Source organism: Streptomyces sp. NPDC057136 (assembly GCF_042670885.1).
Lineage (GTDB): Bacteria > Actinomycetota > Actinomycetes > Streptomycetales > Streptomycetaceae > Streptomyces.
This window is the reverse complement of record NZ_JBHUUV010000009.1, coordinates 171,463-197,037: the sequence shown is the minus strand read 5'-3', so window position 1 is coordinate 197,037 and position 25,575 is coordinate 171,463. Positions and strand designations below refer to the sequence as shown.

Genomic DNA, 25,575 nt, shown 5'->3' with positions numbered 1-25,575 from the left:
GGTGGTCACAGCCAGGGGTCTCCTTCTGTCTTGGAGCGGTCGGCTTGGTCGCGGTTTTGGGTGATGTCGTGGCGGGTCTGGGCAGCGAGGAGTTCTTCGCCGGGGCGGTAGCCGGAGGCGAGGTATTGCCAGGAGAATTCGGTGAGGAGGGTGGAGTTTTCGTCGGGGGAGGCGATGCCGGCGCGGGCTTGGGCGGTGCGCCAGACGCGGCGTACGTCGCGGAGGGCGCCGAGGGTGGTGGAGTAGGCGCGGGATTTGGTGGAGAAGTGGCCGCGGAAGCCGAGCATGTGGGCCCATTTCCAGAGCTTGAGTTCGGCGAGTTCTGGCAGGTGGCCGAGGGCCCAGGCGGTGCGGATCATTTGGCGTACGTGTCGCTGGATGCGGAGATCGGCGAGGGGTTCGGCCTGGCCGGTGCCGTCGCAGTCGATGCACAGGTCGCGAAAGCCGTCCGGGCCGCTGGTGTAGCCGCGTCCGGCGCAGGGGTGGCAGACAAGCGAGCGGTCGACGGTGCCGGAGCCTTCGGCGCTCTTGGTGGCGTATTTGGCGACGTAGGCCGCCACCTTCTGGTCAGTGAGTTCGCCGTGTCCAAGGGTGGTGATCTCGCGTACGTCGATCCGGTCGCCCCACGTGATGTGTCGTTCGCCGATGGCCGCGGATTCCACGGTGAGCCGGGCACGGCGGGCGGCTTCAGGCACGGCGTGGCTGAGGGCATCGACGGTGGCCCAGGCCGGGGGCGGGGTGGCATGGCCGTCGGGGCCGTCGAAGCGGATCACGGCGTGGAAGTGGACGAGGCCGCGCTTTTGGTACTCGGCGACCTTGGCGAATGAGACGCGAAGCGCCGAGTTCAAAGCCTTTTGGGTCATGCCGAGTTGGGCGGCCAGCACGCGGCGGAGGTAGGTGGTGAAGCGGGCCCATAGCGCCCCGGCGTGTGCGTTCCAGAGAACGGCCCCGGTGTAGTCGTAGGTGGCCGGGTGGAGCGGCGTTCCGAGCTCGGGAGCGTCCTCCCCATGGCTGGCACCGCAGCGGCAGTCCAGCGGTTTGCCCGCGCGGCTGGTCGGGCGGTTGTGGACCGGGCCGAAGGAGGGGGCAGTGAGGGTGGCGAAGACGCGCGGGTGGTCGCGGACAGTCTCAGAGACTTCCTTGCCGCCGGAGAGTCCGGCTTTGATCAGGTGGTAGGTGTCGGCGGCGTAGACGCGGGAGCAGGCCGGGCAGCGGGAGGAGCGGCGGTTGCCGCACGCGGTCAGGAGCCGTCCGGTGGGTTCATCAGCAGTGGTGTAGGAGCGAAGGACAGTCTTGGTCGCTCGGTCGGTGGTGGCGGTCCAGCCGACGAGGTTGACGGGGCGGGTGCAGCCGCGCAGGTTGCGGACTTGCTCGGTGACACGGTCGAAGTCGTCGAGGTTGGCCAGTTCGACCAGGTCCCGCACGGCGGGGCTGATCACGTGGCGCAGGTCCAAATGGCGGGTCATGGGGTGCGGGTGTCCCTTCTGGCGCGGAGGACGGTGGGGCCGCCGGGCAGCAACCGCGGGCGAAGGCGGTTGCTGCCCAGGGCATGACGGACCGGGCCCGGGAGGGCAGGGGTGGGTAAGGGGGTGCCGGAAAGGCCGGCGGAGGGATCAGACGGACAGGGCCGCGTGCAGGGCGTTGGCCATGGGCAGTCCGATGCCGAGCCGTCGCTTGAGCTGGACGGCGGTGATGGGGTCGCCGTGTTCGACACGGTGGGACGCGGCGATGGAGCGGGCTTCTTCGAGAAGCGGCTCAGGGACCTTCACGGCAGGCACCACATGTGCGGCGGCTACCGGTACGGACGGGATAGCCACGGCGACCGCTTCTTGGGCGGTTTCGACCACTGCCGGGGCCGGAACCGAAGCTGGGGCAGCGACCGGGGCGAGGGCCGTGACGGTGTGGAAGGCCCGCAGGAGCTGGGGGCCGACCGCGCCCCATCCCAGGAGGAGCAGAGGGGCGACCGCATCCACGGCGGCGCGGCCGTAGTGTCCGGCGGCGATGGGTTCGGCGACGTTGAGGGCCAGAGTCAGCAGGCCGGAGAAGTGCATGAGGCGGGTGGCCGCCTTCATCTGCTCCGGTGGGACGCCGCGCAGGGAGAGGTAGCGCAGGGCCACCAGGAGCCCGACCACGGACAGATCGACCATGGGGGCGATCAGGGGTGCGATGGGTTCCGGGATGCCGAGTCGCAGCGCGAGTGACCAGACGTTGCCGAAGGAGAAGACGAACGCCAGGGCGGCGATGATGACCATGACGACGGTCACAGTGCGCTGAGTGATCCGGTCCTCAGTCATGAGAGTTCACCTCCTTCCAAGCGGTCCGTAGATGCAGGGGTGTTGGGGTCAGGCTGCGTTGGGTTCCTCTCCGAAGAGGCCGGACAGGTCATCGGCCTTGGACAGGCTGAGGCCCGTGTGCGCGATGAGGAGGTCCATGGGGTCGCGGGTGAGGTGGGCGGTGTCCTCAGCGATGCGAGCCGCGTCAGCGTCCGCGACGTAGGGAGTGCGGATGCGGGTGAAGCCGGGGCGTGACTGGTGGCTCATCGCGGCGACGCCGACGTAGGCGGGGTTCTGGAGGTTGATCGGGTTGGCGTCGGCCCAGTTACGGATGTCCTCCCCCAGTGCTGCCACGGCTGCCTCAGCGGTCTTCTGCGCGAAGGACAGGCCGACCGGGCACACGTCACGGATGAACGTGGGGATGGCGTCGCCGGTGGACTTCTGTGTGGCCAGGATGACGAGGATGCCGACGCTGCGGCCCTTCTTGACCAGGTCTTCCACGAGTCGGGCGTTCTCCGCCGCCAGTGCCGCGAGCTTCTTCGTCTTGGGGTCGTTGCCCTTGTGGTCGCGGAAGTAGGTGTGGGCTTCGTCGATGATCGCCACGACCAGTGGCCAGTCTGCGGAGGGACCGACTTCCCACATGCTCTTCACGCCCAGCACAATGCGGATCGACGACGACCGCGCCCGGCGCAGTTCCACCAGGCGGTTGAACTGCTTGTTGGCTGCTTCGAGGTCGTCCCCGACGAAGGCGAACATGCGCTTGACGAGGTCCGCGTAGTCCCCCTCGTGCGCCTTGGATACCTTGCCGTCGAAGCCGACGAACTGGATCGCGGGCGAGGGAGCCCAGTCACACACCAGGCAGTTGATGAGGGACGTCTTACCGAAGCCGGGAAGGCCGGCCACGGTCACGCCCGGCACCTGGGACAGGTCCACCGTCACGGGCTGGGCGTACTCGTCCACCCCGAGATGCCAGGTGGCAGCCTTCTCAGGCACCGCACCGGTGGGCACGTGCTCGGTTCGGGTAGTGAGCGGATCCACCCGCACACCACGGATGATCACCTGCCCAGGTCCGTCAGGCATCACCGAAACCCGCTCACAGCGCCACGCGTCCGCGAGGTACGGGGCGGCCTTCTGGAATTCATCCAGGCTCACCTTGGGCAGGCAGTTGGCCCACGCGACAATCCCGAACTGATCGGGCTTCACCTTCAGGCCCGGAACGAGTACCCGCGGTTTCGGCGTCTTGCCCTCCGTAGTGGAGAGGGCCGCCAGCGCGGTGGGCATCTTGTCAGTGACCGACAGGCCAGCCATCGGCGCGAGTCGCTTCCACGTTCGCCGCACCCGCATTGCCTGTCGGATGCTGGCCCGCATCATCTTGTCCGCCAGGGCGTAGCGAACCACCCAGATCACCGCCCATATGGCGATGAGGGCGAAGCCCGCCCCCACCACGATGGGGGCGTAGCCATACACCTCCTGCACTGTCACTTGCTCTCCTTGGATTCGTAGAGGAAGACCGAAAGGGCCGATTCGAGGGCTGCCCAGCCATCCAGGGCGGCGAAGGGCGGGTAGCCGTAGCCGACGAGGAGCGTGGCCACGGAGCTCACAAGGGATTCGGAGAATCGGGGGTCCGGCCCGGCGTGAGGGATCGGGTAGACCGCCTCAGCGCCGAACCGGAAAGCGGGCTGGGTCACGCGGCTGCCGTCTTGACCGGCTCCGCAGCGGCCGGGATCAGGAGTTCCAGCGACGCCGCCCGGTAGGCAATGCCATCCGAGAGGGAGCCGTTGAAGATCCGGGCCCACGGGGTCGCGAACAGCTCCACCGGCCGCACCGGAACACCCGGCTTGAGACCGTCCGGCAGACCGTCCGCCGAAACGGTGATCTTCATGGCCTCCGCACGCTCCTCCTCCATCAGGAACACGGTCACCGTGTAGAGCTTCTGACCGGTCTCCCGGTCGGTGGCGAAGGTGGTCTTCTCCTGATCGGTGTACTTCGGGATCGGCAGGGTGCCGACCATGAACGAGGTCGTTTCCAGCAGGCCAACGCGAATACGTGCCATGAGGGGAACTCCATTTCTTTGGATGCCGCTCGGTGCGGCATGACATCTAGTAAACCTAGCTCTGCTAGCACTGTCAAGAGAGAGTGCTGCCTGGCGTCAAGGGGCTAGGAAGCGAACGCGGTTACTGCTTCCCCGTTGGGTGTGCTAGGGGTGCTAGGAGTAGCTACCCTGGGGGTATGAGCCCCGCCAATTCCGACAAGCCCGATCGCCGGCCGCCGTACCAGCACGCAGCCGACGCGATCCGTCGCGAGATCAAGGCGGGCCGGTTCAAGCCGGGCGAGCAGCTCCCCTCCTATAAGGAGCTGCAAGAGCGGTTCAACATCGCCAGCATGACCGCGCGCAGCGCGCTCGGGGTCCTGCGAGACGAGGGGCTCGTCTACACGGTCCAGGGCCGCGGAAGCTTCGTCGCCGACAAAGACCAGTTTGGCATCGACTACACCGCGCCCACCTGGTACTTGCAGGGTGAGGCGGCGGGGCTCATCAGCGAAGGGCAGCAGGCAGAGGGGAGGCCCGACAGCACCAAGGCCGCCGGGACCCTCACCGAGCTGCTTACTGCTCTGAGGGATGAAATCCGCACCCTCAGTGCGGAGCATCAGCAACTCAGGAAGGAAGTAGAGGAGCTGAAGGCCCAGCGCCGCACGGAGCAGGACGGGGCTTCCTGAGCGCAGCCAGATCCGCGTTCATCTCCCGGGCCTCCCTCACCATGCGCCCAACCATCACCGTCATTTCCCGGATGGCTTGCACAGCAGCCGCATCCCCGTGAATGGCAATCAACTCCGCATTCTCTTCTGCTGCTTCGCGCTCGGTCATTTCTCCCCGCTTGCTGTCGAGCCGTTCTGCATGCACCCACTCAAGCCCTCAACGCTTGCCTGAAGGCTTGCCCCGAGGCTTGCCCGTCTCGCTTCAGGGCTTGCCCGTTCCATCCGGCAAGCCGGACACCTCTCCGGCAAGCCTCGAAGCGCTCCACCGGGCAAGCCCGACACCAGGCAGGCAAGCCTCCCCGCGCCCCTCTTTGCGCAAGACCCTGCCGCAACCTCGCGGGCAACTCGAACCGGGACTGCATCCAATCCCGCGTACCGGGAAGCAACTTCCAACTTTCCCGCCCGGCGGTGAAACAGACCGCCTATGCGTCCCGCCACGTGTACCGCCTCCACTCCGCACATCGCTGACCCTTTCAATGGTCCGGAGAAGCGCCGGTTTCCCCAACCGGCGATGTCGTGTTATAAGGGCCCGCCCTCGACGAGCGGATTCCGGGGTACGCCCATAGAGGTGTGTTGGAGCGCCCCCGTGTGACGTCTTGTGATGCGCGTCACCTCAACAAGCCCCTCGCGTCGATCCACGGGAGGCGGGCATCCCTGCCCTGTGGGCAACCTTTCGGCCCAGTCGAGCACCCATCCGGTCGGTAGGCAGAAGAAGCACGCGGCCCAACTCGGCTGGACATCAGGCCGGTTTGAGCGCACGAGGAAGCAGAGGGAACTGACGCCGTGTGCACGGAATCGATCCTGCAACGGCGACCCTGTGGATACTTTCCGGCGAGACGATGAACGTACCGGCGTATTCATGACCAGATCGGGTCATACATGGATGGGGGCAGCACGGGCGGGGAGGCAGTAGCCGAAACGCCCCGCGCGTGAGGGCCCATGAAGTGCGGCAGCGGAGCTGTTCAGAGTTTCTTTACTGGATCAAGGCGGCCCGCTCACGTGGGCCGCGCGCGCTGGCGGCCCATGGCCGCCGACGCTCCATGTCTCCGCCACCGCTCCGGCGGCCCCGTCCACTCAGCGCGCAAGGCCAGACCAAGCGATCCGACAGAGCCCAGGAAGTAACCCGACCATCCCGAACAGCAACATCCGGGCCCACACCAGCAGTGCGATCCGACGCAGGCACCACGACCAGGCGCCCAGCCAATAGCCCTAGCCCAGGCCGGAATCCAGAAATGGCGCACGGAGGCACAGACAACGACAGGCAGGGTGGCTCAGGTCCGCCGTGGTGCGGGGTGGGCCACGTGACGGGCAATCGTCACAGCGCGGGAGCGTCGTGGCTAACGGGTGGGGGCGCGAGTCAGGACTGGGAGAAGAACACCGGACGAAGCCGCCCGCGGCGCGATTCAAGCTTGCGGGGCCGTGGAACGCGAAGACCCCGGCACAGGGGAACAGTGCCGGGGTCAGGGTGGGGTGGGAACTAGCCGACTGCGGGGTCTGGCAAATGCACCCGTGGGGACTGGGCGGCAGACAGTTTGGTGCCGTCCTGCTTGACGGCGATGAGTACGAAGTCCATCGATTGCATGTAGAGCCATGGCCACCTGATGCTGGTGGTGTCACTCGGAACGTCGACCTGGTTGTAGGTGTAGAACCGACCTTCGCTCCCGGGGGAGGTGGCCGGGTACCAGACGCCGTTGTGCACCTCGTAGTGGTCTACGTCCCCCGAAGTGCTCCCGGTCCAGCCGAGGTCCACCCGGCGGCCGTCTGCGACACCGGTGAAGTCGGTGGCGGGCGCGGGGGCGGATGGAACGACGACGGAGACGGTGGCACTGGGCAGCGCGCGTATGGATTCGCTGTGGTACGGCTCCACGGAGAAGAAATTCGTCGCGCCCGGAGTCACCGCTGCGAGGCAGCTGAAGCGGAAGTGGTCGCCCTCAGTGACGTAGGTGAGGTCGCGGCATTGCTCCGGGGTCGTACCTTCCCCGGAGGAGGGGACGCCGATGCTGTGGTTGAGGCGGTACATGCTCCATGTGAGGGCGAAGGTGTCCTGGGGCTGGTTCCAGTGCAGGAGGGCGGTGTTGTTGCCCTGGTAAGAGGCGGTGACGTCGGTCGCCCGGGGATGCCACCAGGCACTTGCGTAGGCCTCGTCGCCGGCCTGGACGGGTGCCACGTTGCCTGCGGCGTCGTAGGTCTCGACGCGGTAGCGAACCGAGCTGCCCGTGGCGGGTACGTAGTCGGTGAGGGTCGTACCGGTTGTGCGGGCGACCTCTGTCCAGGTGCTGTGGCCCGACACGATGCGCAGTACCCGGTACTGTGCGGCATCGGCCACGGGCTTCCAGGTGACGACGAAGCTCTCACGGGTGCGGTCGGTGCCCATGACGACGGTAGCCACCGTGCGGGAGGGCGGGGTCTTGTCTGCGGTGCGGACGGGTTGGTCGGTGCTTCCGGTGGAGGTGTTCCCGGCCTTGTCGTAGGCGCGGACCTCGTAGTAGAAGATCTGGCCGGTGGCCGGTGGGGCGCCGGTGTAGCTGGTCCCGGTGGTGGTCGCGGCAAGGATGTAGGCGCTGGTGCCCTGCAGCCGCCTGTACACGCGGTAGCCGGCGAGGTCCATTTCCTTGTTTTTGGCCCATGTGAGGGTCGCCTTCAGCGTGCTCGCGTTGTAAGCAGCGGTGGCACCGGTGGGCGCGAGTGGCTGGACCTTGTCGACGGTGGCCGAAGTCCGGGGCGCGTAAGTCAGCTTGACGTCGGCCGAGCCGGTCCAGTTGACGTAGTCGACGCGCAGGGTGTGCTTTCCGGACGGGACGGTGACGTTGACGGTTGTCCTGACGGCCGTGGAGACGTTCCTCCAGAGGTTGATCTTGCGTACACCGTCGATGTATACGCGTATGCCGTCTCGCGCCTCGGCGGCGAGGGTGAAGGGCCCGCCCGATCCGAAGTCGCGGGTAACGGTCCAGCGGACGCCGAAATTGTTGTATGGCAACCCGGCGGCCGGGGCGCCCGTGCCCCAGGACTGGTTGATCACTGAGTCGCAGTCGGTCTTCTTCGGCGTACCGGAGAACGTGGTGTTCGCGAAGAACTGTCGCTTGAATACCGGGGATGTGCATGTGACGGCGGCCGAGGCCGGCACTGCGGCAAGTATGCCGCTCGCTGTGGCGATGACGACAGCGGTGGACACGGATCTCAGCCGGATACGGTTCTTCACGTGGAGAAAGGCCCCTTCAGGCCCGGGCTCGCCGCCACTGCGTTGTGCCAGGGCGCGGGCAGGCGGGTAACGCGGACAAGGCGAGGGGGGAGGTGCGGCGGGAGAATGATCACACCGCTGTGCAGGCACTTTAATGGTCAAGTGCATGGTTGACCAGGCCCACCACCGCAACCCAGTCGGGTATGTCCACGGCGCGCACTGTATCGCCCGCACGGGACCCTCGAGACGAAGATCCGGAAGAAGCGCCCTAGGCCGAGACCTCAGCCGGGGCCGAGACCGGAGGCCGAACCTCAGTCAGTTCTTCAGCGCGGGCCAGCAGGAGAGGCGCCAGTTTGGGGTAGAAGCCCCGCGCCACGGCTTGGAGCATTTCTGCGAGTGCGGCCAACTCACCGATGCGGCCGGCGGGGGTGTCGAGGACATTGGCGAACTGACTGCGGATGCGGGTGGCCACGAGCGGCACGCGGAGGCTGTACGCGTGGAGAAGGCCCGGATCGTAACCGACCGGCACACGGCCCCAGCGCTCCCAGTCCAGCAGGGTCAGCGGCATTGCGGTGAGGTTGCCCCAGTGAACGTCACCATGACCGGTGACGCGCTCGATCTTGGACGGGGCGGGGATGCCAAGGAACTGGGGGAAGGCGCGCTCGATCCACTCGTCTCGCACGGTTTCCTTGGTCCCTTCCACATCCGCCAAGCGGTCGAGCGCCCGTTTCAGCAGCTGCCACCACTGCTCGGGGAGGGCAGGGTTGCGGAGGAGATCGGGGCTTCGGGGCGAGATGACGGGGTGCTCCACCAGGTCGAGCACCTCGGCTTCGAAGGCGTACTCCCCCTGCACCCAGTCGTACGTTCCGTGCAGGGCCGGGCGCGGCACGTCGCGCGGCACCAGGAGGTCCGCGCCGGTGATTCCCTGTCCTTGCTTGCGTCCGGCGTTCTTCATCAGGCCGCGGCTGACCCGTAGCCAGTACTTGCCCGACCGGCGGCCCAGGGTGAGGCCCGCGAAGCCCCAGGCCATCGGCCCCGTACAGGTCAAGCCAACTGCTTCGGCGGCCTGTTGGTGTGCGGCCTGCATCAGGGCCCGGGTGGCCTCATCCGGTGGCAAGTTCATCGGTCACTCTCCTGAGCTGTTCGCGGGTGAGAGGCGTGGCCAGGGCCTTGGCAGCATCGTCCCAGTGGTCGAGGCTGCTGGCCGAGGTCAGTACTACGTCCAGGGCCGGGCAGGAACCGGCAGCAAGCAGGCCGGCGGCGCCGGGCGAGAGACCGGGGCGGATGAAGCCCGTCAGTTCGGGTGTCATGGCACCAAGGAGTTCGCCGCCGTGCAGGGGCGCGGAGCCAAAGGTGATCATCCCAGCATCCTGTGCCTGGACCAGGGGGCCGCCGCCGTTGAGTGCCTGCGTGATCGGTGCGTCCATGATCAGGCTTACGGGCATCTGCAGGCCGATCAGATGGTGCCCCTCAGACCCTGCAGCTTCCCGGGCAAGAGCCACCAACTCGACGACGCTGAAGGCGCCTTCCCGAAGGCCCGACCAAGTGGACACTCCATAGCCGCCGATCCGGCGGAGTTGCACGAGACCTTCCAGGACGGTGAACGTCTCTCTCAGCCGCCGGCGCAGTGCGGCACGATCTGCGTGACGAGTGGCTCGCTCAGGGTTGTGGACGAACAGCAGGTCCACGCGCCCGAGCCGGTCCACGGCCTCTTCCACCTGGTGGCAGATGAACCGGGGGTCGAGGCTGTGGCCGACGGCGGCATCTTCTTCGGTGAGGACGCCGAGCGCCACGGCTGTCTGAGCCTGCCCCCGGGTGAAGAACCCAGCCTTGGTGGCAATCCGGGCAGCGCGCGGGTGCTCTCGCAGGACCGGTCCGAGGCGGTGGTGCGCCATCCCGTCGGCGTAGTTCGGTGCGGTGTCGATCCAGGGCGTTCCGGCCCGCAGAGCGATACGGGCCGCTTCGGCCACGTCGCGGACCCGGTAGGTCCCCAGGGCCAGGGCGGCCGTCATAGTGCGGTCCCGACGACAGCGACGGCCTGGCCCTCGATGAGGACCGAGATCAGTGCGGCCACGTCCTTCACGTTGAGCCCGGCGGAGTCGGCGAGGTCGCCCAGTGTGGTCGGCCGGCCGAGGAGCAGCCGCCGCAGGGCCGGTGCGGCGGAGTCGGAGAAATCCCACGCGGTACCGGCCGCCGAAAACGTGACTGTGCTGTGTCCGCTGTTCTCCACCACACGGCCCCTCGGAGCAGTCAGACGCACGGAGATCTCCGGCCGTGCGGGAAGCCCGTCCACGTAGGGAAGGGAGGGGATCGCGTGCCCGTGGTGCGTGGTGTCCATCGACTCCGCCCACCGCTCCACGAGCCGGGGGTCTGCCAGCTGATCCAGTACTTCCCGGCGCAGTGCCGCGAGAAAGTCCGACTGATCAGGCAGCGAGTCGAACCGCGGGATGTCCTTGCGCAGCGCGAGGGCGGATCGAAGCTGGTCCACGACCCAGTGGAGGAGGTCCGCGCCGGTGTGGGAGACGAGGCCGAAGGTCAGGTGCAGGGATTCCGTGCCCTGATCGGCGGTGACGGCGTGCCACCAGCCGCGCGGCAGATAGAGCACGTCTCCGGGCGCCAGGACGATGTCCGCCACAGGGTCGCCCTCGGGCCTCTGCGGTGACTCGACGTCGCGGAACGTCGGAGCCTGGCGCGTGGAGCCGTACAGTCGCCATCGTTTGGAGCCGTGCACTTGGACCACGACGACATCGTGGTCGTCCCAGTGGAGCCCGAATCCCTCCCGTTCCGTCCACGAGGCGTAGGCGTTGACCTGCACGGAGGTTCCGAGGAAGCGTTCCAGTCCCTCGGCTGCCGTCCCGATGGGCGGGTGGATCTTCTCGACCGAGTCCAGGACGAGCGAAGCGCCATCCTTGAGCTGGGTGTGCAGTTCGGCCGGCTGGATGCGGGACCAGGTCACCGCGCGGCGGGTCGTTGTCGGGACCGCGTACTGATGCACGGGGACCGTTTCGCCATCCATGGACAGTCGCAGCCGAGGCGGTTCCAAGCGCTGAGTTGCGATGATCCGGTTCAGGTCGTCCCAGGAGAAGAGGCCCGCCGTGTCGGCGGCGCCGGGGAAGTGAGCGTAGGAGCGGTTGTACGTCTGGGCGAGGAACGTGTCCCCGCCCAGACGCCCCGCCCACGAGGCAGCATCAAGCATCGTGGGCGGCCCGATCAGTCGTTGCCGTCGGAACGGCCGCCACTGACGTCGGACTCCTGCTCGGTACGGGTGCGAGCGGCCACGATCTTCCGCTTCGCGACCAGCAGGCCGCCCTCGGGCGCCGCCGAAGTGCTGTTCTCTTCCACCATTGAACTTGCCTCTCTACTTGGGGAACTCCCGCCGGAAGCCCGGCGGGAAGACTGGAGTCGGGCGGACCGAAGGGCCGCTATGGCATGGCGTAGATGCAAGCGGCGAACAGGCCCAGAGAGCCGACGATCAGAGCCACGTACAAGGGGCCCGCAAACTGGCCGATCCTGCGCAGCACCCACCGCGATAAGGCATCCACTACGCCGCTCCGGGCTCAGCCGCCACCCGGCGAAGCGCACGTGCCGATACGGACGGGCCCAGGCACCGGGGACATTCGCACGGCGGGTAGCACCCGGGATTCGAGAGGATGACGAAGGGGTCGCCCTCCCGCATGGCAGTCGTCTGCGACCACGAACGCCCGGAGTCGCGGGACACGCGCAGCGTCATCAGAACGCGGGGTTCGCTGCTCAGGTCCGCCGTCGATGAGACCCTTTCGTGTCGGCGACCCTCTGCATCGTTTCGCGTTGGCATGTCCGCACCTCTCCGCAGTTCCCAGCCCGCCTTGTTTGCGACAACAACCAGGAAACCGTGCGGAGTCGGAGGTCTCCACGGCATCGATGCGGCACTCTTGACGCAGATCCGTGCACGGGCACCAACGGGGCAGAAGTCACGGGAAGGGGGCGTCATGGGACTGGCGAAGCGACGCAGGGCCCTGGGCTACAGTCAGGAGAAAATGGCCCAGTTACTCGGCGTGGACCGCACAACGGTCGGGCGCTGGGAAAGCGGCAGGATCGCCCCTCAGCCGCCCCAGCGACGAGGCTTGGCTGCTGCCCTGGAAGTCAGCCTCCAAGAGCTGGACGCTCTCCTGACACCGCCACGAGCCGCAGGCCAGGAGATTGCCGGGCACCAGTCCAGTGACCCCCCGAGCGCGGGAGACTCCGACGAAATGATCCGCCGCGAATTCCTCCGCATACTGACGGTCAGCGGGGCCTTGACCGTCCTGCCGGTCGATGAGGCAGAGGCCCTCACCGAGGGCGTCCGTAGGGGGATGCCCGCCGACTTCGCACATATGAACAGCCATCTCTGGCAGGTCTACCAACTGGCTCGTTCCAAGGGTTCCGTCTACCCCGTCATCCGAGACCAGCTGACGACGCTGAACGAGGCCCTGGCGGGTAACCGCGGAAGCGCCCGCCCACTCCTCAACGCGGCTGCCGACCTCTTCCAGTTGGCCGGCGAGGTGGCGTTCGACCGCAACCGGTACTCCGACGCCGCCGCTTCGTACTCGCTGGCAGCGTCGATCAGCAAGGACGCAGAAGCGTACGACCTGTGGGCGTGCGCGCTCGTCCGTCACGCCTACGTGGACATGTCCGAGCAGCGCTATCACCAGGCGGCACAAATGCTCGGAGCGGCCCAACGACTGGCCGTCCGGGGTGACAACAACCTCTCGACCCGGCATTGGGTCGCTTCGGTCCAGGCCGAGGCGTATGCGGGTCTCGGTGACCTGGACGCGTGCGAGCGCGCGATGGACCAGGCGGAGAACGTCCGCGAACTCAGCGCGGGCAGCGTCAACGGGGGATGGCTCCGATTCGACGGCGCCCGTCTTGCCGAGGCGCGGGGATCGCGATACGTGCAGCTCGGCCGCCTCGACCTGGCGGAGGGCGCCTTGAAGAACGCCCTGGAGCAGACGGCCTTGGCGTCCGGGCAGTCCTACCGACGACGTGGAGCAGTGCTTACCGACTTGGCAGCCATCGGCGCTAAGCGGCGTGACGCCGAACAGGTCGTGGCGTACGGCAGAGAGGCCATCAGCTTGGCCCGAGCCTCAGCGTCCGGGTACGTCGCCCGTAGACTCCGAGACCTGTGCGACGAGTTCGGACCCTTGGCCCGCGACCACCGCGTGGCGGAGCTGGGGGCGGAGATCGCCACACTGAGCACGCCGTGACGAGAGGGGTAGGCATGTCGCAGACCGAAGGTGCACGACTTTTCCGGGAAACCTGGATCGCGGGAGTGCACCACCACTTCCCCGGAGAGCCGAAGGCTGGCTACGTCACCCCGTGGGACGACACCCCACAGTGGGAGCGTGACGCCGCCGGATCGGTTTACGCTCAGGTCCAGCAGTTCATCGAGCTCAGCGGTGGCCATGCGTCGAGGCTGTCCCGCGAGCAGAAGAGCCGGTTCGTTGCGACGTGTTGGACGGCTCAGATGTTCAAACACTTCGAGGACCCGAAGCCCGGGTATGTGGCGGACTGGCCCGACCTGCCGTCCTGGCAGCAGGAGACCGACGTCGACATCTTCGAAGCGATCGAGAAGGCACTCAGCTGACCACCCCTGAAAGTGGATAGGCGAAGAGCACCTACTACTTGCCCTAGCGCAGCACATGCCCCCGAGTCTGCTGTGGACCGGGGGCGTGCGCTCGTGGAAACCTCAGTGCCAGAGCGGCAGTTCTCGATAGAGACTCGCAGCCGGGGGCGCCTAGGTGATTCTTTATATTCCCACGTTACTCGAAAACTAGAATGGAATTTCTGTTTCCAATTCTAGCAATCGTTGAGCCTCGGGTTGCATTCCGGAGTCGTTGAGTATGCGAGAGAAATCCGCATGTTTCCCCTTGGGTACCGCCGTCAGTAGATACTCCAGGGTCGCGCGCGGTTCGATTCCCGGAATCTGCTCCGTTTTCAGGCAGTTAATCAACCTCAAGAGTCGATGCGGTCCCCCCTGTGCTCCTGCGTGCAGGATGAGCTCTCGATCCCCGAGGAATGCTTCAGGGATGGCTCCGGCAGTCGCCAATGCCATTCTGGGCCATGCGTGCAGCCCGATATTCTCTGCGAGTTCATCGGCGTCGTCCTTCAGTGTGGCGGCGCGCAGTGCGCGCAGGACGTCGGCCAGATCTGGCCTGGTACCCCCTGACCATTCGCCTTTTCCGAGAATGGCGTCAACGAAATGGTGTGCGTACCAGAAGCTCAGCTCCCCTTCGTTCCGGCGAAGGGCGACCAGGAGCTTTGGTACCTCGGAAGGGAGTTGAGCCAGCAGGCAGGTCTGGAAGTATCGATTGCCGATATTTTCTGGACCGTCATCGGCTATCGATTCGAGGATTTTCACTATCTGGCCGGGTGGTGCATGTGCGGCCAATTTGAGGAAGCCTAGGTAATCCATATGTGCGCGGCCGAGTGCAACAACGACAGTTGGCAGCCATGTCTCTAGGGAGCGAATTGCTCCCTGCCTTGCGAGATTTGCGATATCGTCCATGCCGGCGTTGATGAGGGGCGGGATTAGTTCCTGTAGATCAGATGGGTCGCCGGTTCCCTGATCCTGGGATTTTTTAGGGTCCGTCTCGTGCGGCGGTTCAACTGCATGCCAATTTTTGGGCGCAGTAGGGTGCGCTGCCTTTTCTTGCCACACTTGCTCATCGACATCTTCAGGAGAAAGCGGAGCGCCGATCGAGCGCGCGTAGTCGGCGCATGCTCGAACCAGGGCCAGCAACTGGACCATTTTCAGACCACTATTTCCGGAGAACTTGTCCTGGATAGAGGCCCGGCTCATCCTTCTGCCTTGGCGGTCGGTGAGCTTCTCCAGGTCTCGTAGTGAGGGGTTGCCAGCCCGGACACGCAAGCGACCCAGCTGTTTCGCCAGGGAGTCCTCAGCCATCGCGCTGCCCCGTCTCATGGTTCGTTCCCGCCGTCTGTCCAGTGTCGTCCAGCATCGGCCACAACTGTCCAGCTCAGTTCGGTTCAGACTAGGGCGCGGTGAGCCGACTGTCCGGAGTTCAGCAGGAACGTCCGAGGCACTGGTGGACAGCTGAGACGCACAGCTTCCCTTGGAGCGTGTCCCCATCAACGGACGCGTTGTCAGACGGTGAAAGGAGCATGGAACCAGTGGATGTGACCATCACGCTCTGGGTTCTGGCCGGCTCGGGCGTGGCGAGCGTGGCATTGTTCGCTGCCAAGGGCCTGCTTGATCAACTACCTGGAGTCTTCGACTCTTGGCGTGCTGCGCAACGCGCGTGGCGAGGAGATCCGCCACCATCACCGGAGCTTCACTCCTGCCAAGGTGTCTGCGCGCTGGATCACCCAGACGCTCGCTCTGTCTGAGCACCTACCCAGAGGTATCTGATGGGCTAGTGGACCAGGTGTGGACCGCCAGCGGCGGTGAGTGACCCAGAGGTGGGGGAACGTGCAGGTCATGCACGACGAAGACGCTGCTCGCAGCACTCTCTTGAAAACCGTCGTGGCAGCGATGTCACCGTGGGTTCAAATCCCACACCCACCGCAGGTGAACGGCCCCTGACCGGGTGAATCGGTCGGGGGCCGTTCTTCGTACCGCTGTTCTCCAGCCCCCGTGGTTCCCCGTCAGTTCCTCGTGCAGCCGCTGATCTCGGCCGACGCACGCAGCCTTGGCCGGAGCTGTCACTGGGCGGTGCCCCTATCAGCGTACGGAGATGGCTTTCTCTTCCTCTACGACCGCCCGGAGCTACCCGCACCGTATGGCCGAAGCCGCATCGCTGCCTCTTACGCGCCGTCGGCGGCGTTGACTGTGCGGCGGGCCCGCAGCAGGCGGGCCAGGGTGTAGACGCGTATGGCTGTGAACACGAGGACTGCGGTTCCGAGGGCGGCCATGGCAGGTTCTCCGTCGCGGACCGCCGCGTAGAAGAGGAAGCCGCTGAACGGAAGGCCGAGGGCGACGAGCAAGGGCTCGCGGACCTGGATCGGGAGGAGGCGGAGAAGTAGTCCGAGCATGCGGTCACTTCATCAGGCCGGGCCGGGCGGTGCTGTGGTGGAGCCCACAATTCCGCCGGCGGGAGTCGGCTCACGGGGTACAAGGCGGTGACGGCCACCCGCAGTTCGGCTCTGGTCACAGGGAACTGAAGTGGTGCCTCTACGGTGTTCGCTCGTCAGGGGTGTTCCGGCGGCCCGTGGTCAGGCGGGCTGCTGAGGCGATCGCGGCTCTGGCCTCCTGTTCGGAGAGGCCGGTGTGGACCGCGGCGGCGGTGAGGGCGTCCGCGAGGTCGTCGCCGAAGCCGTGTTCGTAGGCGCGGCAGGCGGCCCAGAAGAGACGCGTGTTGCGCTGGCCCTCCCGTGCCGCCCGTACGAACTGGATCAGGCCTTGGCCTTGGCGGATTCCGGGTTGGTGGGTTGTGGGGCGGTGGCCTGTGGGGTGGTGGCCTGTGGGGTGGTGGGGGCGCGTGGGGGGTGTGAGCAGGCGGAGGAGTGTGCGGGGGCACGGGGCGGGAGTGAGGTGGGCGGTGCCCGGGGCCAGGCGGTAGGTGCCGTGGGTGGTGACCGAGCCGGGGCCCACGAGGTATCCGCCGAAGCCGCGGATGTCGATGCCGGGCGCGAGGCGGCTCGCCGAGTTCGGTACGGCCACGTCGGGCGGGCCGGTCAGCCAGAGGTGGCGTCCGCCGCTCGGGGTGAGCACGGTGATGGTCGGCGGGATGGTGAACCGGTGCCGTTCGGCGAGCTGTTGGAGAGCGGCCATGGAGTCGCTGCCGTGCGCCGCGTCGATGTCGATGTCGAGGTCGATGCCGATGAGGCGGTGCGGTGGCCGGCCGCAGGCGATGCCGTAGCCGGTGGCGCGTGGGGCGGCGGCGAAGAGGGCGCGTACGGCGGCGGGGTCGGTGGTGGCGTCGTGGACGCCGTGGCCGGGCAGTCCGCAGGCGCCCCGGCAGCGGACCAGGGGGTCTTCGCCGCGGTGGGGGGAGCGCAGGGCGGGGAGCTTGGTGGCGGACAACGGGATGACGGGGAGCCCCCGCTCGGCGGCGGCGAGCGCGTGGGCCAGGGCCAGGGTGGCGGTCTGCCAGTCGATGGTGGCCATGCATTCATTATCGTACAAGCGTTCGATAGAGGGAAGAGTGCGAGGGGGGTGTCGGGGGCCGGGGAAGGGTCGAGAGGGTGACGCAGGAACGTTTTTTCCCTTGGGGGGTGCGGGATGAGGTGGGGGCAGGGCGTGTGAGCTGGGGTTTTGGGGCGCGCGGGAGGTTTATCGGGTGTTCCTCACGCTTGAGGGGGAATCGAGGGCTGCGGGGTGGTTCGGTGGGGATTCGGTGGGCAACTCTGGTTCTGCGACGTCGTGCCCAACTCCGAAGCGGTCGGCCAACTGCCTCGGGATCAGCCGTAACAGCCGTAACAAGCCGTACTTTCGGTTCCTGGAGGAATTGACATGGCAAGCATTCGTACCGCTCGCGCCCTCGCCGCTGTTGCCGCCCTGCCGCTCGCTGTCGCACTCTTCGGTGGTGTGGCAGCAGCCGACAACGGCTCCTTCGCGAACGACGGATCGAACGCGGCGGTGGCGACGATCGGCGTCAGCGGTGTCGGTGGCGACAACTTCGGCAACTCGTCGACCTCGCAGCAGCAGGCGGTCGGGTCCGGCGCCTCGAACCAGAGCAACTCGGCCCAGGTGAACGGCTCGGCCTTCACGGCGATCAACCAGTCCAACCACAACTACGCGGTGAACTTCTCCCCGTTCTGGTGAGCCGGAGGCCGGGGGCTGCTGGGGGGTAGGTCCGCGGCGAGGTGAAGCACGGTCTGCGCGGCGGCACTTCGGTGCCGTCGCGCAGACCTTTGTGCGGTGCGGGCCTCGTGGAGACAGGCTCGAGGTGCGGCAGCGGCCTTGACAGTCCGACCGAATCTGACGGACAGTCAGAAACGTCATTGACCTCACCGATCCGTACGCCCGGGAGGACGCCGCCGTGCACCTCGCCCCGACGGAACGCCAGCAGCAGCTGCGCGCCGAACTCCGCACGTACTTCCGCGATGTCATGCCGGATACGAAGGCGGAGGACCCGGCCGAGCAACGCGCGTTGCTGCGGCGGATCGGCGCCGACGGCATGCTCGGACTCGGCTGGCCCGTGGAGTACGGCGGGCAGGGCCGGGGTCCCGACGAACAGTTCGTCTTCTTCGACGAGGCGTACCGCGCGGGCGCGCCCGTATCGATGGTCACGCTCAACACCGTCGGACCGACCCTGATGAAGTACGGGACGGACGAGCAGAGGGCCTACTTCCTGCCCAGAATTCTCAGCGGCGAACTGGTCTTCGCGATCGGCTACAGCGAGCCGGAGGCGGGTACGGACCTGGCGGCGCTTCGTACGAGGGCGGTACGGGACGGCGAGTGCTGGGTCATCGACGGGCAGAAGATCTTCACCAGCAACGCCCAGAACGCGGACTGGATCTGGCTCGCCTGCCGTACGGACCCCGAAGCGCCCAAGCACAAGGGCATCTCGATCATTCTCGTGCCGACGGACGATCCGGGCTTCGCCTGGACACCCATCGAAACCGTGGGCGGCTTGACCACGACGGCCACCTATTACGACCGCGTCCGGGTGCCCGTCACTCATCTCGTCGGCGCGGAGAACGCCGGCTGGGGCCTGATCACCAACCAGCTGAATCACGAGCGGGTGGCGCTCGCCGCGATCGGCATGCAGGCCGAGGATTTCTACGACGCGGCCCTGGCCTGCGCCCGGACCCCCGATCCGGTGACGGGGCGGCGGCCGGTTGACGAGGCCTGGGTGCGATCCCGGCTGGCCGAGGCGTATGCCCGGCTGGCGGCAACGCGCCTGCTCAACTGGCGTTTGGTGGGGTCCGTGGGGGCGGGCTCACTGGCCCCCGGCGAGGCGAGCGGCGTGAAGTTCGTGGGAACCGAAAGCGCCGTCGAGGTGTATCGAATGTGCCAGGAAATTACGGGCGAGGCCGGAATGGTCCGCGGCGGCTCACTCGGTTCGTTCGGGGACGGGGAGCTGGAGCGGATGAACAGGGCGGCGCAGATCAACACCTTCGGGGGCGGGGTGAGCGAGGTGCAGCGGGAGATCGTCGCGACGATGCGGCTCGGCATGAAGAGGGGGAAGCGGTGACGGAAGGGCTGGGAGGGGGAAGCGGGCAGCGGCAGCCGGACGAGCTCCACCGGCGTATCAAGGGTTACGAGGGTCGGGCCGCGGCCACCGCGGGCGTCGGCAAGGACGTGGTCAACCAGGCCATGATCCGGCACTGGTGCGAGGCGATGGGGGACAGTCACCCGGCGTACGAGGGGCCGGAGGCGATCGCGCCGCCGACGATGCTCCAGGCGTGGACGATGGGCGGGCTCTCGGGGCACTCGGACCGTTCCGAGGCGTACGACGAGCTGTTCACCCTGCTCGACGGCGCCGGTTACACCTCGGTGGTCGCGACCGATTGCGAGCAGGAGTATCTGCGGCCGCTCCGTCCCGGCGACCGGATCACCTTCGATGCGGTGATCGAGTCGGTCTCGGAGCGGAAGACGACCAAGCTGGGGACGGGGTATTTCGTCACGACACGGATGGACGTCCAGGCGGACGGTGAGCCCGCCGGGACGCATCGCTTCAGGATTCTCAAGTACCGGCCCGTCCAAGGGAAGCAGAGCCCCAGGAGCCTGCGACCGCGCCCGGTGATCAACAGGGACAACGCCGGATTCTGGGAAGGGGTGGCCGAGCACAGACTGCTGATCCAGCGCTGTACGGAGTGCGCGACGCTGCGCTTCCCCTGGCTCCCCGGGTGCAACGAGTGCGGTTGCCAGGAGTGGGACACCGTCGAGGCGAGCGGCGAGGGCACCGTCTTCTCGTATGTCGTGATGCACCATCCGCCTTTCCCCGCCTTCAGTCGGTCCGACGAGCCGGGGCCGTACGCGGTGGGGCTGGTCGAGCTGGCCGAAGGGGTGCGGATGGTCAGCAATGTCATTGGGGTGCCGTCCGACAAGATCCGTCCGGGCATGCCGGTGCGGCTCGAATTCTTGCGTACGGACCCCGAGTTGGAGCTTCCGGTGTTCCGGGGGAGTGAGGGCTGACATGGACTTCACGCCTACGGAGGAACAGGCCGCGGGGCAGGGGCTTGCCGCCCGGATCTTCAAGGACCTCTCGACGCACGAGCGACTGGCGACGGCCGGGACGGGCACCGACGCCGAGCTCTGGAAGGAGCTGTGCGCGGCAGGGCTGATCGCCGCGGTCGAGGAGATCGGGCTGCTGGGGCTGGTGCTGCTGCTGGAGGAGCAGGGCAGGACCACCGCGCAGGTGCCCTTCGCGGCGACGTGCGTATACGGGGTGCTGGCGGTCGACGAGCACGGCTCGGCTGAGCAGCGCGAGCGGCTGCTGCCGCCACTGCGGGACGGCACGGCGGTGGCGACGGGGGCGTTTCCGGCGCGCGGCGGTCTCCGCTCGGACGGTGATGGCGGGCGGCTGAGCGGGACCGTGCCGTACGTGCCCTGGCTGCGGGACGCGACGCATGTCCTGGTGCCCGACGCGGACAGGGCGCTGTGGATGGTGCGTACCGCAGAGCACGGGGTTTCGGTGCAGCTGGTGGAGACGACGGCGCCGTGGGCGGCGGCGCGGCTCGACCTGGACGGGGCACCCGGGGAACGGCTCGGCGGGGCGGGTGCCTACGCCTCGGTGCTGGCCATGAGCCGTACGGCGTTCGCGGGGCTGCAGGCCGGAGTGGCGGCCGGTTCGCTGGCGCGCGCCGTCGAACACACCGCGACCCGGGCGCAGTTCGGCCGTCCGCTCTCCACCAACCAGGCGGTACTGCTGCGCGCCGCCGACGCGCACATGGACACCGAGGCGATCCGGGTCACCGCGTACGAGGCGGCATGGCGGCGCGACCACTCGCTCGCGTACGGGGCACAGGCGCTGACGGCCGCGTGGTGGGCGTCGGAGGCGGGCCGGCGCGTCGTACACGCCGGACAGCATCTCCACGGCGGGACGGGTGCCGACCTGGAGCATCCCGTCCACCGGCACTTCCTGTGGGGGCGCCAGCTCGACGCCTACTTGGGATGTGGCAGTGAAGTGCTCGATGAGCTGGGCCAGTTGCTGGCGGAGACGGGGGCGGAGGAGGTGTCGACATGAGGCAGGAAGAGGTCCGCGGTGCGGCAGGGCGACCGTGCGTGGGCGAGGAGCTGGCGCCGCTGGAGATCGAGGTGACCCGCACCCTCATCGTTGCGGGGGCCGTCGCGTCCCGCGATTACCAGGATGTGCACCATGATGCCGAGCTCGCGCGGGAGAAGGGGTCGCCGGACATCTTCATGAACATCCTCACGACGAACGGTCTCGTGGGCCGGTTCGTCACCGACCGCTTCGGTCCGTCGGCGGTGCTGAGGAAGGTCGCGATCCGACTGGGAGCACCCAACTACCCCGGGGACCTGATGGTGTTGACCGGAACGGTCGTCGCAGTATCAGGCACGGCGGACTCGACCGGGGGCACGGAGATCGCGGCGGCGGAGGCCGCAGAGGTAGAGATCGTGGAGGTGGAGGTCGTGGGGACCAATGGGCTGGGGCGCCATGTCTCGGGCAGGGTCACCGTCGCTCTGCCGGCCGCCGGCCCGTCGGTGGAGGCGGTGGCATGAGCCTGCGCAGGGCCGATTCGCTCGGCGGAAAGGCCGCGGTCGTAGGGATCGGGGCGACCGAGTTCTCCAAGGACTCGGGGCGCAGTGAGTTGAAACTGGCCGTCGAGGCCGTGCGGGCCGCTCTCGACGATGCCGGGCTGACCCCCGCCGACGTCGACGGGATGGTCACGTTCACCATGGACACCAGCCCCGAGATCACGGTCGCGCAGGCGGCCGGCATCGGTGAGCTGTCGTTCTTCTCCCGGGTCCACTACGGCGGCGGGGCCGCGTGCGCCACCGTGCAGCAGGCGGCGCTGGCCGTGGCGAGCGGGGTGGCCGATGTCGTTGTCTGCTACCGCGCGTTCAACGAGCGCTCCGGGCGCAGATTCGGTTCCGGCGTACAGCAGCGCGAGCCCACCGCGGAGGGGTCAGCGCTTGGCTGGAATCTCCCCTTCGGGCTGCTCACCCCCGCCTCCTGGGTGGCGATGGCGGCCCAGCGCTACCTGCACACCTACGGTCTGAGCCCCGAGGTCTTCGGGCATGTAGCGGTCACGGACAGACGCCATGCCGCCAGGAATCCGGCGGCACACTTCTACGGGAAGCCGATCACCCTCGCCGATCACGCCGCCTCGCGGTGGATCGTCGAACCGCTGCGGCTGCTCGACTGCTGCCAGGAGACCGACGGCGGGCAGGCGATCGTGGTCACCAGTGCCGAGCGGGCCAGGGACCTGCCCCAGCCACCCGCCGTGATCGTCGCCGCGGCCCAGGGGGCGGGACGGGCCCAGGAGCAGATGACCAGCTTCTACCGCGACGGGCTGACGGGACTGCCGGAGATGGGAGTGGTGGCCCGACAGCTCTGGCGCAGCTCCGGGCTGTCCCCCGCCGATATCGATGTGGGCATCCTCTACGACCACTTCACCCCGTTCGTCCTCATGCAGCTGGAGGAGTTCGGTTTCTGCGGGCCGGGTGAGGCCGCGGACTTCGTGGCGGGCGACGAACTGCCCCTGAACACGCACGGAGGGCAGCTGGGAGAGGCGTATCTGCACGGGATGAACGGCATCGCGGAGGCGGTCCGGCAGATCCGTTCCACCTCGGTGAACCAGATATCCGGTGCGGCCAGGACGCTGGTCACGGCCGGTACGGGCGTTCCCACATCGGGGCTGATCCTGGGCACGGACGACTGAGCGTGCGGCGCGGCTGAGGTCCGGCGGAGGCGGTGCGCACAGGTGCCGGCCGGCCGGTGTCCGGCTCAGGGGCGGACCCTGACGCGGGCCGCCGGCCCCTCCACCTTCAGGAGGTGGAGCCTGCCCCGCCCCTACAACCTGAGGCGGACGTCGCTTCGGGACCTGGGGCCGATCCCCTGGGTGGCACCCGCTTCTAGCGTGGAGGAATGACCACGCCAGTCTGCACCGGCGCCTCCAGGGCAGTCGCTGCCGCCGCCGGACACCCGACCTGCTCGCCCTATGCGTCGTTCTCCTCGTACGTACGGGCGCGGGGGCCTGTACTGCTGCGGACGGCCCGCTCGCTCACCGCGAACCCGAGCGATGCGGAGGATCTGCTGCAGACCGCGCTCACCAAGACGTACGTCGCGTGGGAGCGGATCGAGGACCATCGGGCTCTCGACGGATATGTCCGCCGGGCCCTGGTGAACACGCGCACCTCGCAGTGGCGCAAGCGCAAGGTCGACGAGTTCGCCTGTGAGGAGCTGCCCGAGCAGGAGGCCGTACCGGCCCCCGACCCGGCCGAGCAGCAGTCGCTGCACGACGCGATGTGGCGGGCCGTCCTCAAGCTCCCGGACCGGCAGCGCGCCATGGTCGTCCTGCGCTACTACGAGGATCTCAGCGAGGCCCAGACGGCCGAGGTGCTCGGTGTGTCCATCGGGACGGTCAAGAGTGCGGTCTCGCGGGCACTCGGCAAACTCCGCGAGGACCCGGAGCTGACCCCGGTCCGGTAAGGGCGGCCCGTCCCGGGACGAGCGGTTTTGCCCGGCGACACCGATTCGTATGCGCAGGAGTAGTGACATACCAAGTGGTATGTGCGCAGAATCAGCGGAACATTACTGCCGCGTAGCGCCCACCGGGAGGACGCCGTGCTCAGCACCATGCAGGACGTACCGCTGACTGTCACCCGCATCCTGACCCATGGGATGTCGATCCACGGGAAGTCGCAGGTCACGACCTGGACCGGCGAACCCGAGCCGCATCGTCGTACCTTCGCCGAGATCGGCAGGCGCGCCGGACAGCTGGCCCACGCCCTGCGCGACGAGCTCGGCATCGACGACGACCAGCGGGTCGCCACGCTCATGTGGAACAACGCCGAGCACGTCGAGGCCTATCTGGCGATCCCCTCCATGGGCGCCGTACTGCACACGCTCAACCTCCGGCTTCCCGCCGAACAGCTGGCGTGGATCGTCAATCACGCCGACGACAAGGTCGTGATCGTCAACGGGTCGCTGCTGCCGCTGCTCGTGCCGCTGCTCCCCCATCTGCCGTCCATCGAGCATGTGGTGGTCTCGGGCCCGGGTGACCGCTCCGGGCTCAGCGGAATCGCGCCGCGCGTGCACGAGTACGAGGAGCTGCTGGCCGGTCGGGCCACCGACTACGACTGGCCCGAGCTGGACGAACGCCAGGCCGCCGCCATGTGTTACACCTCCGGCACCACGGGCGACCCCAAGGGCGTCGTCTACTCCCACCGCTCCATCTACCTGCACTCCATGCAGGTCAACATGACCGAGTCGATGGGGCTGACGGACAAGGACACCACCCTGGTGGTTGTACCCCAATTTCATGTAAATGCTTGGGGTTTGCCGCATGCGACGTTCATGACCGGCGTCAACATGCTCATGCCGGACCGCTTCCTCCAGCCCGCCCCGCTCGCCGACATGATCGAGCGCGAGAAGCCGACCCACGCCGCCGCCGTCCCCACCATCTGGCAGGGACTGCTCGCCGAGGTCACCGCCAACCCGCGCGACCTCACGTCCATGGCCAGCGTCACCATCGGCGGCGCCGCCTGCCCGCCCTCCCTCATGGAGGCGTACGACAAGCTGGGCGTCCGCCTCTGCCACGCCTGGGGCATGACGGAGACCTCGCCGCTCGGCACCATGGCCAACCCGCCCGCCGGGCTGACCGAGGAGGAGGAATGGCCGTACCGCATCACGCAGGGCCGCTTCCCCGCCGGCGTCGAGGCACGTCTGGTCGGCCCCGGCGGCGACCACCTGCCGTGGGACGGCGAGTCGGCCGGTGAGCTGGAGGTCCGCGGGTCCTGGATCGCCGGTGCGTACTACGGCGGTTCGGACGGCGAGCACCTGCGGCCCGAGGACAAATTCAGCGAGGACGGCTGGCTGAAGACCGGTGACGTCGGCGTGATCAGCGCGGACGGCTTCCTCACCCTCACCGACCGGGCCAAGGACGTCATCAAGTCCGGCGGGGAGTGGATCAGCAGCGTCGAACTGGAAAACGCGCTGATGGGGCACCCGGACGTGGCCGAGGCCGCGGTCGTGGCCGTCCCCGACGAGAAGTGGGGCGAGCGCCCGCTCGCCACCGTCGTCCTCAAGGAGGGCGCCACCGCCGACTACGCCGAACTGAAGGAGTTCCTCGCGCAGTCGGTCGCCAAGTGGCAGCTGCCGGAACGCTGGACGATCATCCCGGCGGTTCCGAAGACGAGCGTCGGCAAGTTCGACAAGAAGGTGATCCGCAAGCAGTACGCGGACGGTGAGCTGGACATCACCCAGCTCTGACCCGGTTCGAGAAAGAGGGCGGTACGGGACTTCCCGTACCGCCCTC

24 protein-coding genes and 1 tRNA gene are annotated in these 25,575 nt (G+C 67.6%); 12 read left to right on the top strand and 13 right to left on the bottom strand.

All coding sequences use genetic code 11. The features are described 5' to 3' along the window. Positions 1–5: 5 nt before the first annotated feature. The 5 genes from ACFT7S_RS14590 to ACFT7S_RS14570 all read right to left on the bottom strand — a co-directional run bounded on the left by ACFT7S_RS14590 (position 6) and on the right by ACFT7S_RS14570 (position 4,326). Complete coding sequence (locus ACFT7S_RS14590) at positions 6–1,466, bottom strand: replication initiator (protein ID WP_382731237.1); 1,461 nt, start codon at positions 1,464–1,466, stop codon at positions 6–8. Positions 1,467–1,613: 147 nt separating this feature from the next. After that, positions 1,614–2,294 (bottom strand): SpdA protein, encoded by a 681-nt coding sequence (locus ACFT7S_RS14585; RefSeq protein ID WP_382731234.1) that lies wholly within the window; start codon positions 2,292–2,294, stop codon positions 1,614–1,616. Positions 2,295–2,342: 48 nt separating this feature from the next. Further along, on the bottom strand, positions 2,343–3,755 hold the full coding sequence (locus ACFT7S_RS14580) for a cell division protein FtsK (RefSeq protein ID WP_382731232.1): 1,413 nt from the start codon (positions 3,753–3,755) through the stop codon (positions 2,343–2,345). After that, positions 3,752–3,874: a hypothetical protein gene (locus ACFT7S_RS14575; RefSeq protein ID WP_382731230.1), complete on the bottom strand. Its 123-nt coding sequence runs from the start codon at positions 3,872–3,874 to the stop codon at positions 3,752–3,754. Before ACFT7S_RS14575 ends, ACFT7S_RS14580 begins: the two co-directional genes overlap by 4 nt. A gap of 83 nt (positions 3,875–3,957) precedes the next feature. Continuing rightward, on the bottom strand, positions 3,958–4,326 hold the full coding sequence (locus ACFT7S_RS14570; RefSeq protein WP_382731228.1) for a hypothetical protein: 369 nt from the start codon (positions 4,324–4,326) through the stop codon (positions 3,958–3,960). Positions 4,327–4,502: 176 nt separating this feature from the next. Here ACFT7S_RS14570 and ACFT7S_RS14565 point away from each other — a divergent pair, with 176 nt between their 5' ends. Further along, positions 4,503–4,988: a GntR family transcriptional regulator gene (locus ACFT7S_RS14565; protein ID WP_382731227.1), complete on the top strand. Its 486-nt coding sequence runs from the start codon at positions 4,503–4,505 to the stop codon at positions 4,986–4,988. 1,516 nt (positions 4,989–6,504) lie between these two features. On the opposite strand, the gene ACFT7S_RS14560 is transcribed toward ACFT7S_RS14565, so the two are convergent. From ACFT7S_RS14560 to ACFT7S_RS14540, 5 genes are all read right to left on the bottom strand, one after another. After that, a complete protein-coding gene (locus ACFT7S_RS14560; protein WP_382731224.1) occupies positions 6,505–8,226 on the bottom strand; it encodes a fibronectin type III domain-containing protein in 1,722 nt (573 codons plus the stop codon). 247 nt (positions 8,227–8,473) lie between these two features. Further along, positions 8,474–9,328 (bottom strand): hypothetical protein, encoded by an 855-nt coding sequence (locus ACFT7S_RS14555; protein ID WP_382731223.1) that lies wholly within the window; start codon positions 9,326–9,328, stop codon positions 8,474–8,476. Beyond that, complete coding sequence (locus ACFT7S_RS14550) at positions 9,309–10,217, bottom strand: aldo/keto reductase (RefSeq protein ID WP_382731221.1); 909 nt, start codon at positions 10,215–10,217, stop codon at positions 9,309–9,311. The genes ACFT7S_RS14555 and ACFT7S_RS14550 overlap by 20 nt, the downstream gene beginning before the upstream one ends. Next, entirely contained in the window at positions 10,214–11,401 is a 1,188-nt protein-coding gene (locus tag ACFT7S_RS14545; RefSeq protein WP_382731219.1) for a JmjC domain-containing protein, read from the bottom strand. Before ACFT7S_RS14545 ends, ACFT7S_RS14550 begins: the two co-directional genes overlap by 4 nt. A 14-nt stretch (positions 11,402–11,415) precedes the next feature. Further along, the gene (locus ACFT7S_RS14540; RefSeq protein ID WP_382731216.1) at positions 11,416–11,550 is read right to left on the bottom strand and encodes a hypothetical protein; all 135 of its coding nucleotides are present in this window, start codon (positions 11,548–11,550) and stop codon (positions 11,416–11,418) included. Positions 11,551–12,173: 623 nt separating this feature from the next. On the opposite strand from ACFT7S_RS14540, the gene ACFT7S_RS14535 reads away from it, so the two are divergent. Together ACFT7S_RS14535 and ACFT7S_RS14530 are read left to right on the top strand one after the other, a co-directional pair. Continuing rightward, the gene (locus ACFT7S_RS14535) at positions 12,174–13,427 is read left to right on the top strand and encodes a helix-turn-helix transcriptional regulator (RefSeq protein WP_382731214.1); all 1,254 of its coding nucleotides are present in this window, start codon (positions 12,174–12,176) and stop codon (positions 13,425–13,427) included. A 14-nt stretch (positions 13,428–13,441) separates the two neighbouring features. Next, positions 13,442–13,807, top strand: a complete 366-nt coding sequence (locus tag ACFT7S_RS14530; RefSeq protein WP_382731212.1) for a hypothetical protein — start codon at positions 13,442–13,444, stop codon at positions 13,805–13,807. Positions 13,808–13,993: 186 nt separating this feature from the next. Here the strand turns inward: ACFT7S_RS14530 and ACFT7S_RS14525 are convergent, their stop codons facing one another. Further along, a complete protein-coding gene (locus ACFT7S_RS14525; RefSeq protein ID WP_382731209.1) occupies positions 13,994–15,127 on the bottom strand; it encodes a hypothetical protein in 1,134 nt (377 codons plus the stop codon). A 497-nt stretch (positions 15,128–15,624) separates the two neighbouring features. On the opposite strand from ACFT7S_RS14525, the gene ACFT7S_RS14520 reads away from it, so the two are divergent. Further along, a tRNA-OTHER gene (locus ACFT7S_RS14520) sits at positions 15,625–15,750 on the top strand. A 237-nt stretch (positions 15,751–15,987) separates the two neighbouring features. On the opposite strand, the gene ACFT7S_RS14515 is transcribed toward ACFT7S_RS14520, so the two are convergent. Together ACFT7S_RS14515 and ACFT7S_RS14510 are read right to left on the bottom strand one after the other, a co-directional pair. Beyond that, a complete protein-coding gene (locus tag ACFT7S_RS14515; RefSeq protein WP_382731207.1) occupies positions 15,988–16,215 on the bottom strand; it encodes a hypothetical protein in 228 nt (75 codons plus the stop codon). Between the two features lie 139 nt (positions 16,216–16,354). Then, positions 16,355–17,290 (bottom strand): bifunctional DNA primase/polymerase, encoded by a 936-nt coding sequence (locus ACFT7S_RS14510; RefSeq protein ID WP_382731204.1) that lies wholly within the window; start codon positions 17,288–17,290, stop codon positions 16,355–16,357. A 345-nt stretch (positions 17,291–17,635) separates the two neighbouring features. Here ACFT7S_RS14510 and ACFT7S_RS14505 point away from each other — a divergent pair, with 345 nt between their 5' ends. The 8 genes from ACFT7S_RS14505 to ACFT7S_RS14470 all read left to right on the top strand — a co-directional run bounded on the left by ACFT7S_RS14505 (position 17,636) and on the right by ACFT7S_RS14470 (position 25,529). Continuing rightward, the gene (locus tag ACFT7S_RS14505; protein ID WP_382731201.1) at positions 17,636–17,947 is read left to right on the top strand and encodes a hypothetical protein; all 312 of its coding nucleotides are present in this window, start codon (positions 17,636–17,638) and stop codon (positions 17,945–17,947) included. 217 nt (positions 17,948–18,164) lie between these two features. Continuing rightward, a complete protein-coding gene (locus tag ACFT7S_RS14500; RefSeq protein WP_382731198.1) occupies positions 18,165–19,322 on the top strand; it encodes an acyl-CoA dehydrogenase family protein in 1,158 nt (385 codons plus the stop codon). Between the two features lie 8 nt (positions 19,323–19,330). After that, a complete protein-coding gene (locus ACFT7S_RS14495) occupies positions 19,331–20,266 on the top strand; it encodes a bifunctional MaoC family dehydratase N-terminal/OB-fold nucleic acid binding domain-containing protein (protein ID WP_382731375.1) in 936 nt (311 codons plus the stop codon). A 1-nt stretch (position 20,267) separates the two neighbouring features. Beyond that, entirely contained in the window at positions 20,268–21,317 is a 1,050-nt protein-coding gene (locus ACFT7S_RS14490; RefSeq protein ID WP_382731196.1) for an acyl-CoA dehydrogenase family protein, read from the top strand. Beyond that, the gene (locus ACFT7S_RS14485) at positions 21,314–21,814 is read left to right on the top strand and encodes an acyl dehydratase (RefSeq protein ID WP_382731193.1); all 501 of its coding nucleotides are present in this window, start codon (positions 21,314–21,316) and stop codon (positions 21,812–21,814) included. The genes ACFT7S_RS14490 and ACFT7S_RS14485 overlap by 4 nt, the downstream gene beginning before the upstream one ends. Further along, positions 21,811–22,977 carry a lipid-transfer protein gene (locus ACFT7S_RS14480; protein WP_382731191.1) on the top strand — a complete coding sequence of 389 codons (1,167 nt, stop codon included), beginning with the start codon at positions 21,811–21,813 and terminating at the stop codon, positions 22,975–22,977. Before ACFT7S_RS14485 ends, ACFT7S_RS14480 begins: the two co-directional genes overlap by 4 nt. Before the next feature lie 206 nt (positions 22,978–23,183). Continuing rightward, positions 23,184–23,747: a SigE family RNA polymerase sigma factor gene (locus ACFT7S_RS14475; RefSeq protein ID WP_382731189.1), complete on the top strand. Its 564-nt coding sequence runs from the start codon at positions 23,184–23,186 to the stop codon at positions 23,745–23,747. Positions 23,748–23,882: 135 nt separating this feature from the next. Further along, complete coding sequence (locus tag ACFT7S_RS14470) at positions 23,883–25,529, top strand: long-chain fatty acid--CoA ligase (RefSeq protein ID WP_382731187.1); 1,647 nt, start codon at positions 23,883–23,885, stop codon at positions 25,527–25,529. The last annotated feature ends 46 nt before the right edge of the window (positions 25,530–25,575 follow it).

Excerpts from the sequence above, each read along its gene's own strand:
- ACFT7S_RS14590 (WP_382731237.1), bottom strand. The coding sequence starts at position 1,466 with ATGACCCGCCATTTGGACCTGCGCCACGTGATCAGCCCCGCCGTGCGG.
- ACFT7S_RS14585 (WP_382731234.1), bottom strand. The coding sequence starts at position 2,294 with ATGACTGAGGACCGGATCACTCAGCGCACTGTGACCGTCGTCATGGTC.
- ACFT7S_RS14570 (WP_382731228.1), bottom strand. The coding sequence starts at position 4,326 with ATGGCACGTATTCGCGTTGGCCTGCTGGAAACGACCTCGTTCATGGTC.
- ACFT7S_RS14565 (WP_382731227.1), top strand. The coding sequence starts at position 4,503 with ATGAGCCCCGCCAATTCCGACAAGCCCGATCGCCGGCCGCCGTACCAG.
- ACFT7S_RS14555 (WP_382731223.1), bottom strand. The coding sequence starts at position 9,328 with ATGAACTTGCCACCGGATGAGGCCACCCGGGCCCTGATGCAGGCCGCA.
- ACFT7S_RS14550 (WP_382731221.1), bottom strand. The coding sequence starts at position 10,217 with ATGACGGCCGCCCTGGCCCTGGGGACCTACCGGGTCCGCGACGTGGCC.
- ACFT7S_RS14545 (WP_382731219.1), bottom strand. The coding sequence starts at position 11,401 with ATGCTTGATGCTGCCTCGTGGGCGGGGCGTCTGGGCGGGGACACGTTC.
- ACFT7S_RS14540 (WP_382731216.1), bottom strand. The coding sequence starts at position 11,550 with ATGGTGGAAGAGAACAGCACTTCGGCGGCGCCCGAGGGCGGCCTGCTG.
- ACFT7S_RS14535 (WP_382731214.1), top strand. The coding sequence starts at position 12,174 with ATGGGACTGGCGAAGCGACGCAGGGCCCTGGGCTACAGTCAGGAGAAA.
- ACFT7S_RS14530 (WP_382731212.1), top strand. The coding sequence starts at position 13,442 with ATGTCGCAGACCGAAGGTGCACGACTTTTCCGGGAAACCTGGATCGCG.
- ACFT7S_RS14525 (WP_382731209.1), bottom strand. The coding sequence starts at position 15,127 with ATGGCTGAGGACTCCCTGGCGAAACAGCTGGGTCGCTTGCGTGTCCGG.
- ACFT7S_RS14515 (WP_382731207.1), bottom strand. The coding sequence starts at position 16,215 with ATGCTCGGACTACTTCTCCGCCTCCTCCCGATCCAGGTCCGCGAGCCC.
- ACFT7S_RS14510 (WP_382731204.1), bottom strand. The coding sequence starts at position 17,290 with ATGGCCACCATCGACTGGCAGACCGCCACCCTGGCCCTGGCCCACGCG.
- ACFT7S_RS14505 (WP_382731201.1), top strand. The coding sequence starts at position 17,636 with ATGGCAAGCATTCGTACCGCTCGCGCCCTCGCCGCTGTTGCCGCCCTG.
- ACFT7S_RS14490 (WP_382731196.1), top strand. The coding sequence starts at position 20,268 with ATGGACTTCACGCCTACGGAGGAACAGGCCGCGGGGCAGGGGCTTGCC.
- ACFT7S_RS14485 (WP_382731193.1), top strand. The coding sequence starts at position 21,314 with ATGAGGCAGGAAGAGGTCCGCGGTGCGGCAGGGCGACCGTGCGTGGGC.
- ACFT7S_RS14480 (WP_382731191.1), top strand. The coding sequence starts at position 21,811 with ATGAGCCTGCGCAGGGCCGATTCGCTCGGCGGAAAGGCCGCGGTCGTA.
- ACFT7S_RS14475 (WP_382731189.1), top strand. The coding sequence starts at position 23,184 with ATGACCACGCCAGTCTGCACCGGCGCCTCCAGGGCAGTCGCTGCCGCC.